This is a genomic window from Nocardia sp. CA-290969, from assembly GCF_050936135.1.
Classification (GTDB): Bacteria; Actinomycetota; Actinomycetes; order Mycobacteriales; family Mycobacteriaceae; genus Nocardia.
This window is the reverse complement of the sequence record NZ_JBNJNJ010000001.1, coordinates 2,032,414-2,048,285: the sequence shown is the minus strand read 5'-3', so window position 1 is coordinate 2,048,285 and position 15,872 is coordinate 2,032,414. Positions and strand designations below refer to the sequence as shown.

The 15,872-nt window shown below is 67.3% G+C and carries 15 protein-coding genes, 1 tRNA gene and 1 pseudogene; 9 read left to right on the top strand and 8 right to left on the bottom strand.

Annotated elements, in window-relative coordinates; all coding sequences use genetic code 11:
- Positions 1 to 54 precede the first annotated feature (54 nt).
- From ACQEVO_RS09615 to ACQEVO_RS09605, 3 genes are all read left to right on the top strand, one after another.
- Complete coding sequence (locus ACQEVO_RS09615) at positions 55 to 216, top strand: hypothetical protein (RefSeq protein ID WP_432911125.1); 162 nt, start codon at positions 55 to 57, stop codon at positions 214 to 216.
- 98 nt (positions 217 to 314) lie between these two features.
- Positions 315 to 1,019 (top strand): PAS and ANTAR domain-containing protein, encoded by a 705-nt coding sequence (locus ACQEVO_RS09610; protein WP_432911123.1) that lies wholly within the window; start codon positions 315 to 317, stop codon positions 1,017 to 1,019.
- 366 nt (positions 1,020 to 1,385) lie between these two features.
- Positions 1,386 to 3,374, top strand: a complete 1,989-nt coding sequence (locus ACQEVO_RS09605) for an erythromycin esterase family protein (RefSeq protein WP_432911121.1) — start codon at positions 1,386 to 1,388, stop codon at positions 3,372 to 3,374.
- Positions 3,375 to 3,380: 6 nt separating this feature from the next.
- On the opposite strand, the gene ACQEVO_RS09600 is transcribed toward ACQEVO_RS09605, so the two are convergent.
- The 4 genes from ACQEVO_RS09600 to ACQEVO_RS09585 form a co-directional block, all read right to left on the bottom strand.
- Complete coding sequence (locus tag ACQEVO_RS09600) at positions 3,381 to 5,426, bottom strand: CocE/NonD family hydrolase (protein ID WP_432911119.1); 2,046 nt, start codon at positions 5,424 to 5,426, stop codon at positions 3,381 to 3,383.
- Between the two features lie 2 nt (positions 5,427 to 5,428).
- The gene (locus ACQEVO_RS09595; RefSeq protein ID WP_432911116.1) at positions 5,429 to 6,715 is read right to left on the bottom strand and encodes an ATP-grasp domain-containing protein; all 1,287 of its coding nucleotides are present in this window, start codon (positions 6,713 to 6,715) and stop codon (positions 5,429 to 5,431) included.
- A 116-nt stretch (positions 6,716 to 6,831) separates the two neighbouring features.
- Positions 6,832 to 7,017 (bottom strand): DUF2795 domain-containing protein, encoded by a 186-nt coding sequence (locus tag ACQEVO_RS09590; protein WP_432911115.1) that lies wholly within the window; start codon positions 7,015 to 7,017, stop codon positions 6,832 to 6,834.
- A gap of 46 nt (positions 7,018 to 7,063) precedes the next feature.
- Positions 7,064 to 7,294, bottom strand: a complete 231-nt coding sequence (locus ACQEVO_RS09585) for a hypothetical protein (protein ID WP_432911113.1) — start codon at positions 7,292 to 7,294, stop codon at positions 7,064 to 7,066.
- 281 nt (positions 7,295 to 7,575) lie between these two features.
- On the opposite strand from ACQEVO_RS09585, the gene ACQEVO_RS09580 reads away from it, so the two are divergent.
- Positions 7,576 to 8,124, top strand: coding sequence for an STAS domain-containing protein (locus ACQEVO_RS09580; RefSeq protein WP_432911111.1), 549 nt, complete (start codon positions 7,576 to 7,578; stop codon positions 8,122 to 8,124).
- 424 nt (positions 8,125 to 8,548) lie between these two features.
- Here ACQEVO_RS09580 and ACQEVO_RS09575 read toward each other — a convergent pair whose 3' ends face one another.
- Positions 8,549 to 9,019: a hypothetical protein gene (locus ACQEVO_RS09575; RefSeq protein ID WP_432911109.1), complete on the bottom strand. Its 471-nt coding sequence runs from the start codon at positions 9,017 to 9,019 to the stop codon at positions 8,549 to 8,551.
- A gap of 171 nt (positions 9,020 to 9,190) precedes the next feature.
- Between ACQEVO_RS09575 and ACQEVO_RS09570 the strand changes: the two genes are divergently transcribed.
- From ACQEVO_RS09570 to ACQEVO_RS09560, 3 genes and pseudogenes are all read left to right on the top strand, one after another.
- Positions 9,191 to 9,267 (top strand) — tRNA-Pro (locus ACQEVO_RS09570).
- Between the two features lie 375 nt (positions 9,268 to 9,642).
- The gene (locus tag ACQEVO_RS09565; protein ID WP_432911106.1) at positions 9,643 to 10,089 is read left to right on the top strand and encodes an NUDIX hydrolase; all 447 of its coding nucleotides are present in this window, start codon (positions 9,643 to 9,645) and stop codon (positions 10,087 to 10,089) included.
- A 115-nt stretch (positions 10,090 to 10,204) separates the two neighbouring features.
- A pseudogene (locus ACQEVO_RS09560) lies at positions 10,205 to 10,407 on the top strand (transposase); the annotation flags it as partial.
- Positions 10,408 to 10,502: 95 nt separating this feature from the next.
- On the opposite strand, the gene ACQEVO_RS09555 reads toward ACQEVO_RS09560, so the two are convergent.
- Both ACQEVO_RS09555 and ACQEVO_RS09550 read right to left on the bottom strand, forming a co-directional pair.
- On the bottom strand, positions 10,503 to 11,933 hold the full coding sequence (locus ACQEVO_RS09555) for a hypothetical protein (RefSeq protein ID WP_432911103.1): 1,431 nt from the start codon (positions 11,931 to 11,933) through the stop codon (positions 10,503 to 10,505).
- 2 nt (positions 11,934 to 11,935) lie between these two features.
- Complete coding sequence (locus ACQEVO_RS09550; protein ID WP_432911100.1) at positions 11,936 to 12,616, bottom strand: hypothetical protein; 681 nt, start codon at positions 12,614 to 12,616, stop codon at positions 11,936 to 11,938.
- A gap of 76 nt (positions 12,617 to 12,692) precedes the next feature.
- Between ACQEVO_RS09550 and ACQEVO_RS09545 the strand changes: the two genes are divergently transcribed.
- Together ACQEVO_RS09545 and ACQEVO_RS09540 are read left to right on the top strand one after the other, a co-directional pair.
- Positions 12,693 to 13,370, top strand: a complete 678-nt coding sequence (locus ACQEVO_RS09545) for a TetR/AcrR family transcriptional regulator (RefSeq protein WP_432911098.1) — start codon at positions 12,693 to 12,695, stop codon at positions 13,368 to 13,370.
- A gap of 431 nt (positions 13,371 to 13,801) precedes the next feature.
- Positions 13,802 to 14,257 carry a hypothetical protein gene (locus tag ACQEVO_RS09540; protein ID WP_432911095.1) on the top strand — a complete coding sequence of 152 codons (456 nt, stop codon included), beginning with the start codon at positions 13,802 to 13,804 and terminating at the stop codon, positions 14,255 to 14,257.
- Positions 14,258 to 14,454: 197 nt separating this feature from the next.
- Here the strand turns inward: ACQEVO_RS09540 and ACQEVO_RS09535 are convergent, their stop codons facing one another.
- On the bottom strand, positions 14,455 to 15,765 hold the full coding sequence (locus ACQEVO_RS09535) for an NtaA/DmoA family FMN-dependent monooxygenase (protein ID WP_432911092.1): 1,311 nt from the start codon (positions 15,763 to 15,765) through the stop codon (positions 14,455 to 14,457).
- Between the last annotated feature and the right edge of the window lie 107 nt (positions 15,766 to 15,872).

Sequence of the window (15,872 nt, the reverse complement as noted above, 5' to 3'; positions counted from 1 at the left end):
GGATAAACAGCCACGCCCGTGCGTCGGCACCGTCCGGCCGGGTACCCGCCCCGCATGAGCACTCCGGACCCCGACCCCCGCACCCGCGCGAGCGCGGTGGACGAACCCGATTTCGCCGGCGAACACACCGAGCCCACACATGCCGACGAACATCCCGTCGGCGAAACGATCGAATCCGACGAATCCACGCCGGAGGAGCACAGCGGCATGGATTAGCCCTCGCGCCACCTCCGCCCACCGCTCGACCGGGCGCCGGATCAGCCGTGTGGGCGGCCGCCGCCCGCCCGCTGGACCGGCGGGGAATAATCGTGCTCATGAACGAGCGGGACGCGCTGCCGAAATCCGAAGTCGAACTCGTCGAGCGCGTAGTCGGCGCCGGCGACCCCCTGGAGGTGGGCCGGTTCCGTTATCATTTCGCCACCCGGAGCTGGGAGTGGTCACCGGAGGTGGCCCGGATCCACGGGCATTCCCCGGACGTCCGGCCCACCACCGAGCTGCTGTTGTCACATAAACACCCGGACGACCGCGATCGGCTCGAGGCCATGATTTCCTCCGTCGAGGACGGGGGCCCGTTCTCCAGCCGCCACCGGATCATCGATACGGCGGGCCGGGTGCGCGAAGTCCTGGTCGTCTCCGAGCCGATGCTCGACGACAGCGGTGAGCCGATCGGCACCGAGGGCTTCTATATCGACCTGTCCGCCGCCGCCGACGAATTCCGCCGCGAGGCGCTGGACGACACACTGCCGCAGGTGCTGGATGCCCGGATGGTGATCGAACAGGCCAAGGGCGCCCTCATGCTGGCCTACGGAATCAACGCCGACCAGGCCTTTCATGTGCTGCGCTGGCGCTCCCAGGAAACCAACATCAAGCTGCGCCGGGTCGCCGAACGACTGGTCGCCGAGTTACCGGGTCTCGCCGACGACGAGGTCCGATTGCGCACCCGCCTCGATCACATCCTGCTCACCCTGCACCGCAGCATCGAGCCGGCAAGCCCCGATGGCGCCCGCGTCGGCAATTGACACCGCCGCGGCGACCGGGCCACTCGGCGGCTAATCGATACGGGTGAAAATCACCGCCCGGGAGAACTCTTCCACACCGCCGCCGCCCGGTGGCAGCGCCTGCTCCAAGGCATTTTCCAGCCTCCCGCGGCACCGACGCGCGCTTCCCGAGCACTGCGCAACGCGTATCCGACGGCCGCCGCGCACGCGCGGGCCGATTGCCGGGCCGGTGCCTCGACCCCGCCGGGCGCGCTGCGATACAACTCGAGAACCCCGATACTGCGCCGGACGCCCGGAACCGGAAACGCGAACACCGCGTTCACCCCCGGGCCAGGGCATCGGAGGTGCGGCCTGTTTGACCGGAACCGGGCCGGGTAGCGCGACCCCATGGCGAGTAGCGCGTTCCTCGACCGTCACGATGCCGGCCGGGCCTTGGGCCGGCTCCTCGACCGGTTCCGCGACTCCGACCCGGTGGTGCTGGCGCTGCCGCGCGGTGGCGTGCCGGTGGCCTACGAGGTGGCGCAGGCCCTCGGGGCGCCGTTGGATGTCCTGGTCGTGCGCAAACTCGGTTCGCCCGGGAACCCGGAACTGGCTCTGGGCGCGATCGCCAGCGGTGGCGTCCTGGTCACCAATCCCGACGTCCTGGCCGCGGAACAGGTCGGCCCCGATCTCCTGGAGCGGATCGCCCGGGCGGAAAACCGCGAACTGCGCCGGCGGGAACAGGTCTACCGGGGTGACCGGCAGTTGATCGATGTCACGGGCCGGACGGTGATCCTGGTGGACGACGGCCTGGCGACCGGCGCGAGCATGGACGCCGCGATCCGCACCGTGTACCGCATGCATCCGGCCCGGGTGGTCGTCGCGGTGCCCGTCGCGCCGGAACATACCTGTGCCGGGCTCCGCGGCCGGGTCGACGATATGGTCTGCGCGCATACTCCCACCGCGTTCGCCGGGGTCGGCAGCGCGTACCGCGATTTCACCCAGACCTCCGACGAGGAGGTCCGCGAGCTGCTCGCCGCGGACACGGGAACCCGGACCGAGGACGGTTTCCCGGCGGCGACCGGACCGGAGGCCGCGGTCCGGGCCGCCGCGACCCCGCTCGCCGGGGACGTACCGTCCGACGAGGCGTTGCTGGACCTGGTGGGCGATGCCCGCTACGTGCTGATCGGCGAGGCCACACACGGGACCGCCGAGTTCTACGCGGCCCGGGCCCGGATGACCCGCACGCTGATCGAACGCGCCGGTTTCCGCGCGGTGGCCGTGGAAGCCGACTGGCCCGACGCCCACCGCGTGAACCGGTATATCGGCGGCGGCGGGGACGACGGCGATGCGGAAACCGCGCTGCGCGGCTTCCAGCGGTTCCCGATGTGGATGTGGCGCAATACCGTGGTCCGCGATTTCGCGGAGTGGCTGCGCGAACACAACCGGCGCGAGCCGGCGCGAGCCGCCGGCTTCTACGGGCTCGACCTGTACAGCCTGCGCCGCTCGGCCGCGGAGGTCGTCGGCTATCTCGAACGCGTGGACCCGGCCGCGGCGCGGCGCGCCCGCGCCCGCTACGCCTGCTTCGACCAGCACACCGATGAACAGCACTACGGTTACGCGGCCGCGTTCGGCGCCGGCGAGGACTGCGCGGACGAAGTCGTCGCGCAACTCGTGGAGTTGCAGCGGATGGGTGTGCGGAACCTGCGTGCCGACGGGCACGGCGACCCCGGCGCACTGTTCTACGCCGAGCAGAACGCCCGGCTGGTGGCCGCCGCGGAAGAGTATTACCGGGCGATGTTCGGTTCCCGGGTCACCTCGTGGAACCTGCGGGACGAGCATATGTTCGCCACCCTCACCGCGTTGCGTGAACACCTGCGCGCCCACTCCGATCCGGAAGCGAAAATCGTGGTGTGGGCTCATAATTCGCATATCGGGGACGCGCGGGCCACCGAACTCGGGGCCGCCGGGGAGCTGACTCTGGGCCAGCTGGTGCGCCAGAAATGCCCGGGCGAGTCCCGGCTCATCGGCTTCACCACCCATACCGGCACCGTGCTGGCCGCCGACGGCTGGGACGGCCCGCCCCGCGTGAAACGGGTGCGGCCGTCGCAACCGGGAAGTGTGGAGAACCTGCTGCACCGCACCGGGGACGACAGGCTGCTGCTGCGCTTGGACCGGGACCCGATCCCCGCGCTCGCCGCCCCGTTGCTGGAGCGGGCCATCGGGGTGGTCTACCGGCCGGACAACGAGCGCCGGAGCCACTACTTCCACTCCCGCCCCGCCGACCGGTTCGACGCCCTCCTGCATATCGACGAGACCAGCGCGCTGACACCGCTGGATCTCCTGTCGCACCGCGGGCCCGACGAACCCGGCGAAACCTACCCCCACTCGGTCTGACCCCCGCTATACCAGGTCGCGGGGGATTCGCCGATGCCAGCTCTCCGAATACACCCGCTTCTGAGCGGTCCGGGGATCGGCGGCGGGATCGTCCAATTCGTAGGCGTCCAGTTCGGCGTCGACGATGAATTCGCCGGCGGTGCATCGCAGGATGGTGTGGGTGGCGACCTCGGTCCGCCAGTCCTCGCGTTCGATGCGGCGCACCGTGCGGGTCTCGCCCCATACCGATGCCGGGTCGTTCCCGCGGAAGCTGAACCATTCGGTGGTGGCCCGGCGGACGACGGTGCCGGTGTCGTCGAGCCGGAACGTGCCCTGATCGTTTTCGATCTCCAGGGTCGAGACCCCGGACGCCAGATCACGTTCGACCTTCCAGTGATGCCGGCCGGGCTGCAGCAGCGTGGACGGCGCCTCGGGAGCACCCTCCGGCGGCCCGAAGTCCCGCAGTTGCCGGTCCTCGTCGCGCGGCACCCGGTGCGGGATGGTCAGCGTGCTCTGCCCCGCGGTGATCGTCACCATCGCCGGTTCCGGCGACGGCCAGGCCAGCGGCCAGTACGAGGAGGAGATCGACAACCGGATGCGGTGGCCGGGCGGGAACGAATGCGCCAACCCGTTCAGCGGTACCCGCACCCGGTACTCGCGACCCGGTTCCAGTGGCTCCGGCGCCGCGCTGCCGTCGCGGTGGGTGAGGTTGAGCAATCCGTAGGTGACGCGGGTGGCCTCACCGTTGGGCGCCACATCCGAGAGGCGGGCCGCCACCATCGCGTTCGGCCGGTCGGCCGATACCGTCAGATCCAGGGTGGGGATACCCAGCACTTCGCAGGTGTCGGCCAAGGGTTCGGTTTCGAATACCAGCGAACCGCCGTCTTCTTCCCGCTGGTCGGACGGCAGGTCCGGGGTCGCCGCGTACGAGGCCCATTTCCCGGCGAACATGCCCACACTCAGCGGTGACTGCACATGCAGCGGCCGCTCCTCGGGATCGACCGGATCCTCCGCCAAGGCGTACCGGGTGAGAGTGAAGCGGCGCGGCGACAGATTCGGTGACGGCCAGCTCGGTTCCCCCACCCAGCGGCCGGGCCGGTCCGCGTAGGAGGGGTGCGGTGAGACGCTGTCCTGCATCCACGCCCGCAGCATCGGCTCGTCCATCACCCCGGTGTCGTGGCCCTTGAGCCAGTGATCCCACCAGCGCACCATTTCCTGCAGGAAGCCGATCGCCGGCCCGGGCACACCCAGATGCGGGTACTTGTGCCCCCACGGCCCGATCAGTCCGCGCCGCGGCACCTCGAGATGTTCGAGCAACCGGAAGATCGCATTGGTGTAGCCATCGGCCCAGCCGCCGACGGCCAGCACCGGGCACTGCACCGCGCGGTAGTCCTCGTTCACCGACGCGCGTTTCCAATAGTCGTCGCGACGCTGGTGTTCGAGCCAGCGCTCGATCCACAAACCGCTGCCGGCCAGCCGCTCGTGCCACATCTCCCGCCAGCGGTCGCCGACGACCGCCGGATCCGGTGGCAGGCTGTTGAACGCGAACATCACCGTCGCCTCGGACAGGTTGTCCGAGAGCAGACAGCCGCCCATGTAGTGCATATTGTCCACGTACAGGTCCTCGGTCGCCGAGGCACTCACGATCGCCTTGAGGGCCGGCGGCCGCCGCGCCGCCACCTGCAGACTGTTGAAGCCGCCCCACGAGATACCCATCATCCCGACGTTGCCGTCGCACCACGGTTGTTCGGCCAGCCATTCGATCACGTCGCAGGCGTCGTCGTGTTCGACGGGCAGGTATTCGTCGGTCAGCACCCCGTCGGAATCACCGCTGCCGCGCAGGTCGACGCGCACACTCACATAGCCGTGACCCGCCAGATACGGGTGGTTGAGCGCATCGCGGGCGCGGGTCAGATCCCGCTTCCGGTACGGGATGTACTCCAGCACCGCGGGCATCGGCTCGTCGGTGCGCGGCCGCCAGATGCGGGCCGCGAGCCGGGCGCCGTCGCGCATCGGGATGAAAATGTTCTCGGTGTCGAGCACCTGGTAGGGAAAGGTTTCGACGGTACGCAACCTCAGTGGACCTCCTCGAATTCGAACGGCAGCGCCTCGATCGCATCGCGGTATCGCTGCTCGAGCATGTCGGCGTCACCGGCACCGATATAGAGAGTGGCGAGTTTGTAGCGGTAGGCGTCCTGATTCGGGAGTTCCGACAGCTTCTCCCCTACCTGCACATCGAGTTTCACGACCGTTCCGGGGAAGCGGCGCTGTAGCGCGGCGATTTCCGCGTCGCTCGGCACCCGGGTGACGATCCCGTCCTCGTAACGGGGCACCAGACATTGTGCCGCGACAGCGAATTCACCCTTGCGGTGCGGCATCCGGGGCGGCGTCCCCAAGGCCACATCGATGGCGACCCGGTGATTGGAGCTGCCGTCGACCTTCGCGAACAGGTCGCTGTGCGATTGGGAGATCCGGGTGTTGACCTCGATCAGCGATAATTTCCCCGTCCCCGCGTCCCACATGAACTCGGAGTTGAAGCAGCCGTTGTCGAAACCGGTATGCCGCAGATAGCGCTCGGTCACCTCGATCATGCGCTGCTGCACATCCGGCGGCACGGTGCGGGCCGGGTAGTCGAGATGGGTGAAGCTGCGGCCGTCGGCGTCCTTGCGCATATCGAAAACGCCGTGCACGTGGTAGTCACCCCGGAACATCGAACCCTCGGGTGCGGCCTGGGTGCCGGTGACGATTTCCTCCGCCAGGCAGGTCCGCCCGCCGGCCATCCGGATATCCTCCGGTACGTCCACCCGGGCGAGCGCCTGATCGAACGGGTCGGCGATCCGGCCGATCTCCGCGCGGATCCGTTCCACGGCCTCGGCGAAAACTCCCGCATCCGGCACCTCGAAGCCGAGTTGCGAGGAGTGCGATTTGATCGGTTTCACCCAGAACGGGAACGGTATATCGATCCGATCGAGCGCGTCGTCGTCGAACGGGTCGAAGGCACAGAATTTCGGCACACAGTCGGGCACGACCTCACGCTGCAACACCCGGCTCCAATATTTGTGCTCGTTCTTCAGGACACTTTCCAGGCTCGGCGCGGGCAATCCGAATTCCTGCGCGAGAATCGGCACGATCACGCTGGTGGGAAAATCCCAATGCGCGATGACAGCGTCCACCGGGCCATCGAAGGACCGTAATTCCGCACGGGCGCGTTCCAGCAGTTCGTCGAAGTCCAGTTCTTCCGCAGAGATCAGCGAATCGTAATCGAGCAGTCCGTGCACAGAAATCCCACCGGGAATATCTACAGTCCCGATTTCACCGCGCTGGGTATCGGTGAGAGCCGGTACAAATATATTTTTCTTCACGCGGGCCGGATATCCCGGATCGCGGAGCCGAAACGTCCCGGCCGCCGTGAATCGGTCGTACCGCCACGAGACCGGCCCGGCTGCCCCTCGGGCCGCCCGGCCGGTCTCGCCGCTACTCAGAAGATTGCCTGGCTCACCGCGTTCGGACCGTCGAACTTCCGGTCGGGCAGCGCCTCCAGCGCGTGGATGACCTCCGCGTCGGCGCCGTTGTTCTCGGCCGCGGCGACCAAGCCGTCGCGATCGCAGGGGTAGTCGATACCGGAGAGGTACTTCTGTACCTGGATGGGGCTGATCTGACTCATCTGTGTGCTCCCTTCTCGAAATTACGGACCTGCTGCGCCGGGCATATCAGCCGAGACGTTGCGCGAGCAGCGCCTTGGCCTGCTCGGCGCCCTTGCGGCTTTCACCCTGCGCCCGCCGGAAGAACTCGGCGAGTTCGGCGTCGCCCGCGCGTTCGGCGTCGCGGCTGTACACCTCCATGCGCAGGGCGTTGCTCAACGAGGTCTCGGCGAACCAGAGGAGGTTGTAATCCTTGTCCTTCGTGCCGGTGACCTGGCCGGTTTCCTGTTCGAATCCCATGTCCCGATACCTCCTGGACACTCGCTGCCGGTGGAAACCCGGCGACGGCTCGCTGCCGTCGGCCGACGGCCTACCCGCGAGCGGACCGGGCAAACGCGCGCCCGGCGTAGGAAAGATTCCGCCCCGGCGCGGCCGGCGTGGATGGGCCGGTGCCCCCGTAGGCACCGCCCACCCCGCGTCTTCTGGGCTACGATGAAACGGAGTCACGGATTCACCTTGAGACTGCAGGGTCGGTGTGACCGCGATGCCGTAGCGCATCCCTGAGTCGATTCGGGTGCTATATGAATTCACATTCCAGGTTCTCCTCGTCCGCGCCGAGCCACTCGGCACCGTCCGGCCGCAGGTCCCCCGACCAGCAGCTGGCGTTCCGCCTCCGCCGCCGCGGCGATATCGTCGTGCTGGCGGCCCGCGGTGAAGCCGACGCCTTCACCCTGCCGCTCTGGCGCCGGGAGGTCCGCAAGGCCGTGGACGCGGCCGCGGCGGAATCCGGCGCCCTGATCGTGGACACCACGCGCCTCGATTTCCTCTCCCTGCGCACCCTCGCCACCCTCGCCGAGGACGCGCACACCTACCGGGAAAACGGCGTCGCGATCTGCCTGGTGGCCCCGGACCCGCGCATCGCCCGCATCGCCGCCGCCGACCCACGCACCGCCCGGCTGCCGGTCCGCTCGACAGTGGTCAGCGCACTGACCGCGCTCCACCCGCATCGGCGCACCGCCCGCCACAGCACAAAGCGGGAACCGTACCGGACGCCACAGATCACCCCACCGGAACCGGAGCCCTGGATCACGCACGATCGCGTCCTACGCGACCTCTCCCGGCGGAACTGACCCCTACCCCCACCGGCCCCGCTTCGCGGCGAAGCCGACGCCGTGGCGCGCCGCGGCAGTCCCGGTACCTGGAAGCTCAGGACGATGTCGGCGCAACCTTGCGAGGAATCGTCGTCGACACCGCGGTGCACACCGTGCCCGGCGCCGTATACGCGTGGGTTTCAGTGGTGGGCCGCAAGGCGATGACCACACGCGTCGCCTCGGCCGACCTGGTTCACGAGGTCGACCGAACCCAGATCGAGCTCGCCGAAGGCCCCGCCTCGACGCGCTGCACGACAGAGACACCAGGGCCCTCCCAGATACTTCCGACGAACCGCGCGGGTCGCGTTTCGCGGCCCGCGCCACGGAACTCGGCAGCAAGCTGTCGTTCCAGCTCTACGTGATCGGCGAAACCTCGGCGCCCTCAGCCTCTACTCCCGCTCCCTCAGCCGGGCATACGCCCTTCGCACTCTTCGAACGGCGTACCGGAGTCGAAGCATTCGGCCAACCCACTCTGCACGTCACCCGAGGTCGGCGGCTCCCCACACAGAATCCCGCACCGCTGATACCCGGGCACCTCCGACCCGTCGGCGTAACGGCACCCATCTCCATCACAGCTGTATTCGCGGGTATTGGGGTCGCGCGGCATCGGCTGTCGCGAATACGACCAGACGAACGCATCGGTCTGCGCGACCTGCGTGCAATAGACGGTCCGCCCATCCTCCAGGTACGCGACCGCGCCCTGCTCCTCGCAATAGTCGTTCAATGCCACGACCGGCCCAGGCGGAACCGCGGGCTCCGCGCCGGCGGGCACGACCAGTGCCGGCGACCCGGCCACCGCGAAAACCGCGGCGGCCCCCACGATCGCACCGGCTATCCGGGAAGTCCTCCGAGGGCGTTGTGCTGTTGATTGCATCGCTCTGCCCCATCCTGTCGAGTCCGATTCCCACCCCGATTCGACGCGCCAACCCTAACGGCTCCCCCGCCCCCTGACAACGCCCCCACACCTCAAAACAGCTTTGACCAGCCGATTAGCTCTCCCGAACCTCTCTGAGGTAATCTCATCGAGCACCCCAACAGGGTGCAACGGGCTGTGGCGCAGTTTGGTAGCGCACTTGACTGGGGGTCAAGTGGTCGCAGGTTCAAATCCTGTCAGCCCGACCAGAGAAAACCCCTCCTGACCAGCGCAGGAGGGGTTTCTTGGTCATCCGACCACCCGGAGTTGGGGACCAGATGGGGACCGCGGATATCCGCGCCACCCGACGCCGCCAACCAGCCAGATGAGGGTCACGGCTTTTCGGCTCTACCCCGCAGCGGCCTTACTCGTACCTCACCGGCCGGCGCGCCGGCCGGGCGCTACGCCAGCACCCACCGATCCGAGATTGCCGAATCTTCGATAACCGCGAAGTGTGGGCCGACGGGAGCCGTACCGGTCCGGACGATATGCGTTGGCCGCATATGTTTGCACGGAGCGGGGATTAGGTTGTTGATCGCGTCGCTCGGGTCGGGGTGCGCGTGCCAGAAAGATTGGGGTCGACAATGACGGTTGCAAGGGACCAACGGCACAAGGTGATCGGTGACGTCCACCTTGTGCTCACCGACGGTCAGGGGCGTGTGCTGTTCGGTCGGCGGGCGAACACAGGATACGAGGACGGTGCCTATCACTTACCGTCGGGACACTTGGAAGCCGGTGAGTCGGTCGTGGCTGCGCTGGTGCGGGAGGCGCAGGAGGAGATCGGGGTGACGATCGACCCTGCCGCCGTCGGTTTCGCCCATGTCATGCATAATTCCGCCTCCGGTGGTCGGGTGGCTTTCTTCTTTCGGGTCGAGCAGTGGGAGGGTGAGCCGGCGAACCTGGAGCCGGACAAATGCGACGACCTGGCCTGGTTCCCCCGCGATGCGCTCCCGGGCCGGATGATCCCCTACTGCCGAGACGCACTGCACCACATCGCCGACCGCCACCAGTTCTCAACTTTCGGCTGGTGAACCACCCGCCACGGGGTGCCCGTCGCGTATCTCGACGGGCACTCGCGGAGCTGGTGAGCAGGTTCGCCCGCATCGTCACCGAACACCGCGGCCGTGATCTCGACGACTGGATGACCAGTGCCGCACTGCGGCGCTACCCGAACTCGGCCCGTTCCTGCGCGGATCGACCGCGACTACCACGCGGTCCTGGCCGGACTCTGCCTGCCCTACAGCAACGGCCCGATCGAAGGCGTGAACACGAAAACTGAACTGATCAAACGACAAATGTATGGCCGCGCCGAATTCCGGCTGCTCCGCCACCGCATCCTCCTGGCCTGAAAACCCGCCAGGCACCACCGAAAGTGGGGCAGAGCCGTTTAAAAAATCCACAGCCCCGCAGCGCTGAGCTGCGACCGAACGTCTCGGCGTGTGGATTACACCGGGTGGAGGCGGATTTCGGTTCGCCCGTGCAGGCGAACCGGGATCAGGGCGCTTCCGTCGGCCTCGGCGGTGATGTGGTCGAGCGGATTGCCGGTTACCCGGTAGGTGGTGCCGGGGGCGAGTCGTCCTATTCCGAGGACGGTGTTCACCGGATCACCGGTCCCGGGGTAGAGCACCAGGTCCAGTCCCCGCCCGTCGGTGACCGCACGTGCGACCTGCACCTCGGGGTAGGCGGCTTCGGCGAGGACGGGGCCGGTTGTCCATTCATGGGGCAGGTTGCCGTCGATCAGGTCGGCGGTGACACCGGCTCCGCCGAAGCGCGCCATCGCGGCGAGGACGTTGCCGAGGGTGGACAGACCGGTGTGGCGGGCCGCACCGCCGGCGTGTGCGAGGGGGAACTGACGTGCGAGAAGTTCCTGGAGTGCGTGGGCGAGGTCTTCGTCGCCGAGTTCGCGGGCAGCCTTGGCGAGGATCGCGTAGGTGGGGCCGCCACCGTTGACGAGGCTGTAGTTACCGGGGTCGATTCGTTTCTCCGGGGCGCCGGTGATCGTGACTTCGGTGCCGGACAGGGTGATGAACCGCTCGCGCAGCATGTCCCAGGTGTGTGTGGCGATATCGGGCATGGGTGAGTGCAGCCAGTAGGCCATCCAGGCGTCGTTGGTGAGGATCGGGGGTAAGAAGGCGATCCGGCCGGCGCGGGTTCTGCCGCTGTAGAAGCGGCCGTCGGGGCGGCGCCAGCGGTCGCGGTCGTAACTTTCACGGACACGGTCCACGAGGTCGCCGGTGAGGGTGCTGCCGTGCAGCCGGTCGTGCATGCGCAAGGTGTTGAGCGCATAGGTGTTGCACACCGGATACACCAGATGCGGCTCGCACGGGTATTGCGGACTGTCTGGGCGTTCGAGCATATTGCGTTGGATCGCTTCGGCGAGACTGCCGAAGTCGTAGAGATAGCTGCGTCGTTCGTTCCAGCGCAGCGTCAGTGATCCGGGTTGGTCGAAGATGGCATCGGCGTTGAGGGTTTCGTAGAGTCCGATCATGACTCCGAGGTAGGCGGAGTACATGACATTGTGGTGGGCGATGGGGTCGGGGTTCCACCGGCCGTAGCCGATGAGCTCCTGTTTCCACCAGTACTTCCAAACCCGTTTGTCGCACATCTTGGTGATCGCATTGCGCTGAGCCTCGGCCAGATATCCGGTGAAGGCAGGGGTGCGGGTGCGCTGGGCCAGCGTCAGCGCCCAGCACAGTCCGTTGAGCTGGTAGCGCAGGGCGCTGAGCAGCATTTGCTCGGCGTGGGTGAAGCCGTCGAAGCGGTCCAGCGGTTGCAGAGCCAGATCGAGCAGGTACCGCAGGATTTCCAGGTCTTCGGGACTGGATTCGGTGACCGCGGGCGCCGAACCGGTGCGGGAGAGGGAGTTGGTGGTCATGATCAGCCTTTCGAGAACGCAGGAGCCGGAGCGACCGGAGTGCCGGCGGATGGATATTTCTCGGCGAATCGCGGCAGGACAGGCAGCGCGCTCCATCCGAGAACCACGAGCACCGGGCCGATTCCGTGAAAGATCCAGTCCCACAACGTTGTCGAATGATGCGCAGTATTCGCGAAATGCGCGTGAGCATGGTCGGCCGCCCCGGGACCCAGGTGGAACAGCCCCAGCACAGGCATATCGATGATGCCGAGGACGAACCACACCAGCCCGACCCCCACCAACGCGCACCCGAGATGTTCACGCAACGAACTCAGCGGTTCCACCACGGTGGCGGCGCCGATGCGCACTGCCCACAGCACCGCCCCCATCGCTGCGATCAGGGCTGCCGTGCGAATCCCCCAGCCCGCTGCGGCGGTGACGGTATGTGCCCACTCCAGCGCGAGGAGCCCTGCGATTCCGGCCGGATACATGATGGTTCCGAGCGCTGCCCAGCGGAGTATCCGTGGCCGTCGCGAGATCCGGACCGTCGCCGGCACCGAGGGCCCCGGCACAGTCTGCCCCGGCGCGGGCCGGCGGGCAGGAGGCGCGAACAACTGGATCGGACCGGCGCCGCGGCGCGTGAACCAGACTCGGATCCGGTAGCCCACAGCCATCAGCGTCCCGGCCACCACACAGCAGAGCATCGTCGCACCACCTTCATTATCGACAACATGCGTTGTCTACAACGAGTGTTGTCAACATAGGGGTAGCGTCGATCAAGTGTCAACAGGTCGAGAAATCCCAGCGCCCGAACCGGCACGCGCCACGACCGGCCGGGTATGGAATGGTCGCACCCCCGACGAGCGTCGCAGCGACCGGCACGAGCGGCTGCTCGAAGCCGGCATCGAGATCATGGGCACCCGAGGAACCCGGGAAGTGACGGTGCGCTCCGTCTGCCGCGCCACCCGGATCAGTGAACGGCACTTCTACGAGCTCTTCGATACCAAAGAGGAGTTCGTTGCCGCCGTCTACGACCGGGTCATCGGCGACGGTATCGCGCTGCTGACCACCGCGACAGTAGCTCCGGCGGCCAACCGCGGGCAGGCGCTGCGCGCCCTGCTGGGATCCTGGATCGACTTCATCACCGACGATCCACGCCGCGGCCGGATCATCGCCGTCGAAGCCGCCAACAATCCCGACCTGGCCCAGCGCGGCCGCCAGGTCGCGGTCGCGCTGACCCGGAGCTACCTCGACCACACCTCACCGGACCCCACCGCCGAGGTCGATCCCATCGATGCCGAGATCAGCGCAACAGTGCTGTTCACCGGCATGTGGGGCCTACTGCTGGCCTGGCAGGACAACGCACTCGACAACCTCCTCACCCGCGACGAACTCATCGACCGCCTCGCCGAACTCATCGAACGCGCACAACCACCACTGCGTGATCCCCACGGCTGACTCGATCGAGTCGGCATTGATTCACACCAGGACATCTGCGTGACCGGCATCGTCGGCATCTTCACAGACCCGCAGACCGCCGCGCAGGAACCCGCGCGGGCCGACCCAAGCGCAGCTGCGGGTCGGGTCTCTGCGCGGCCACCACGGACGGAGGCCCCTATTTGCAGGCGGGAGTAGCGGCGTCCACCCCCGGACGGACGCCGACATCGGAACCGGCGATGGCCATGCCGGTTCGAAACCGGCCGGTTCGGCGCCAAGGACACCTTTCCTATTTGGACGAATTGTGTCAGTATATTCGAGATCGCATCGTCCGACCACGATACGTCGCACAACAGGGCGGCTCGCTCCTTGACATTCGACCGTGCCGCGTAGGGGGGCCGCATCACTGCCCCCTCACACCCGAGGCCTACCCGGCTTCTCCAGGAAAACTCATGAATTCGCAAATCCGACACCGCAACTATTCACGGCATGCCGGGACGTCGACGTCACCGACCCAACCGCAGCGCAAGCGAGCGGAGGAAACGAGCTCGAATGAGAGCACGTGCTCGTACTGGGTCCGTTCATCCTTGCGCCAACTGAAGTTCCTCCGCTCCGTGCCAGCGGTCGATCCGGACGCGGCGCGAATAGTGGAATTCGCCATCGGCTGGGCCCCTTTCGGCGGCGCCGACTGCGCGGAACTCATCGTCGAGTTCGGCGTCGATCGCCGGCGCTTCCTGGAAATGCTCGACGAAGCGCTGCAGCCCCGCCGAGCCGATCGAGACGAAGCAGCTTGGCTGAAGCGCACACTATTGGCCGCGTTGATGTCGGCCTGGCGAGCAGGAACCAAGACGCTGGACGGCACCGGTTCGACGCCGTCCGCACGCCGGCACCACCTCATCGAAGGGTGAAACACGGGCGCCGATCTCGCGGTTCGCATACCTTTGCGCAACACGCCCGGCGGCAGTCTGCTCACGCTCGGTCGAGATCGCTGCGTCTGCCTGCTATGCGGACACCTGCACCCGCGACCGCTTCACAAGCCGGCCGGTCATCGCGCGCACCGATCTCCGGCGCTTGAGGGAGCGACCGAGATGATCTGCAATCTCAGTCACCGCGTGACGCGCGGATCGACTCCGTATTGGGTTGGGGCGCCCAGATGTCCGCGCAGAGTAGCGCCGTCGTATTCGCGGTGGAACAGCCCGCGATCCTGGAGGATCGGCACGACGCCGTCGACGAAGGCGTCGACCCCGTCCTCGTAGATGTCCGGCGAGACCCAGAAGCCGTCGACAGCGTCTGCCTCGAACCATTCCTGCATGTGGTCGGCGGCTTCGGCGGCCGGTCCGACGATGACGGGGTGGTAGTCGATGACACCGTGCGCCAGAACGTCGCGGACGGTCCAGCCTTCACGCGCGATCTTCAGTGCGTGGACCGAGCGTGGGTCGCCCGGTGACGGCCGCGCCGCGGACAACTGCTCCGGCGATAGTGGCCGGTCGAGCCGTGCGGGGTCGAGCCGCAGGCCGAGCATCCGTCCGAGATAGGACGCGCGCTGCGGGAATGTTCGGCCGCTCAACGTGTTCCGGCGATCAAGCCCCTCCCGCCTATCGCTTGCGATGGTCGTCATCAGGCCGGCGAAGAACTTGATTTCGTCCGGGTTGCGCCCGGCCCGTTCGGCGGCGAGGCGGAATGCGGCGCGCTGCGCACGCGCATCGTCGATCGTGAAAGCAGCTCCGATGACGGCACTGGCCCAGCGGCCGGCGAACTCGAGGGCGTTCGCAGTGCCTCCGGCGTGGAAGACAACGGGTTGCCCCTGTTCGGAGGGTGGAATGTGCAGCGGCCCGCGCGAGGCGACGAACTCGCCGCCCAAATTTATCGGGGCGATTTTCTCGGCGTCCGCGAAGCGGCCCGTCACCTTGTCGTGCACCCATGCGGTCTCTCCCCAGCTGCCCCAGAGGGCCTGCACCAAGTGGACCGTCTCATGCGCCCTCCCGTAGCGTTCGGGGCTGGACGGCAGGCGTTTGCCGTAATTGGCCGCGACATCCTCACCGCTGGAGGTGACGGCGTTCCAACCGGTCCGTCCATGACTCATGACATCGAGTGCCTTGAACTGTCGCGCGAGGTTGAACGGTTCGTTGAAGGTGGTCGAGCCGGTGGCGACGAGGCCGATCCGGCTCGTCTCGCGCGCGACGGCTGCCAGCGTAACCATGACATCGAGATTGAAGTTGGGCGGCTCGTTCTCGATATCGCCGACGTGACTGGGGCCGTCGGGCAGGAACAGGAACTGGAGCTTTCCACGCTCGGCCGCCTGGGCATGCCGAACTTTCGCGTCGAAGCTCGTATAGCTCGTGGGATCCACCGCCGGGGCACGCCAAGCGCCGGGCAGGTTGCCGTACCCGTTGCCCAGATGCATGCCGATGATCATCTGTCTGCCCATCATGTCCTCTTTCCGTGCGCAGATCCGGGAGGTTTTGTCACTGTCGCGTGCGCGGTGAGTGTGGGTTGTCACCGGCCAGGACGTAAGAGGAGGTA

Coding starts and splice junctions, on each gene's coding strand:
- ACQEVO_RS09605 (WP_432911121.1), top strand. CDS start 1,386: ATGGCGAGTAGCGCGTTCCTCGACCGTCACGATGCCGGCCGGGCCTTG.
- ACQEVO_RS09580 (WP_432911111.1), top strand. CDS start 7,576: ATGAATTCACATTCCAGGTTCTCCTCGTCCGCGCCGAGCCACTCGGCA.
- ACQEVO_RS09590 (WP_432911115.1), bottom strand. CDS start 7,017: ATGAGTCAGATCAGCCCCATCCAGGTACAGAAGTACCTCTCCGGTATC.
- ACQEVO_RS09555 (WP_432911103.1), bottom strand. CDS start 11,933: ATGACCACCAACTCCCTCTCCCGCACCGGTTCGGCGCCCGCGGTCACC.
- ACQEVO_RS09575 (WP_432911109.1), bottom strand. CDS start 9,019: ATGCAATCAACAGCACAACGCCCTCGGAGGACTTCCCGGATAGCCGGT.
- ACQEVO_RS09610 (WP_432911123.1), top strand. CDS start 315: ATGAACGAGCGGGACGCGCTGCCGAAATCCGAAGTCGAACTCGTCGAG.
- ACQEVO_RS09615 (WP_432911125.1), top strand. CDS start 55: ATGAGCACTCCGGACCCCGACCCCCGCACCCGCGCGAGCGCGGTGGAC.
- ACQEVO_RS09535 (WP_432911092.1), bottom strand. CDS start 15,765: ATGATCATCGGCATGCATCTGGGCAACGGGTACGGCAACCTGCCCGGC.
- ACQEVO_RS09585 (WP_432911113.1), bottom strand. CDS start 7,294: ATGGGATTCGAACAGGAAACCGGCCAGGTCACCGGCACGAAGGACAAG.
- ACQEVO_RS09550 (WP_432911100.1), bottom strand. CDS start 12,616: ATGCTCTGCTGTGTGGTGGCCGGGACGCTGATGGCTGTGGGCTACCGG.
- ACQEVO_RS09540 (WP_432911095.1), top strand. CDS start 13,802: ATGAATTCGCAAATCCGACACCGCAACTATTCACGGCATGCCGGGACG.
- ACQEVO_RS09565 (WP_432911106.1), top strand. CDS start 9,643: ATGACGGTTGCAAGGGACCAACGGCACAAGGTGATCGGTGACGTCCAC.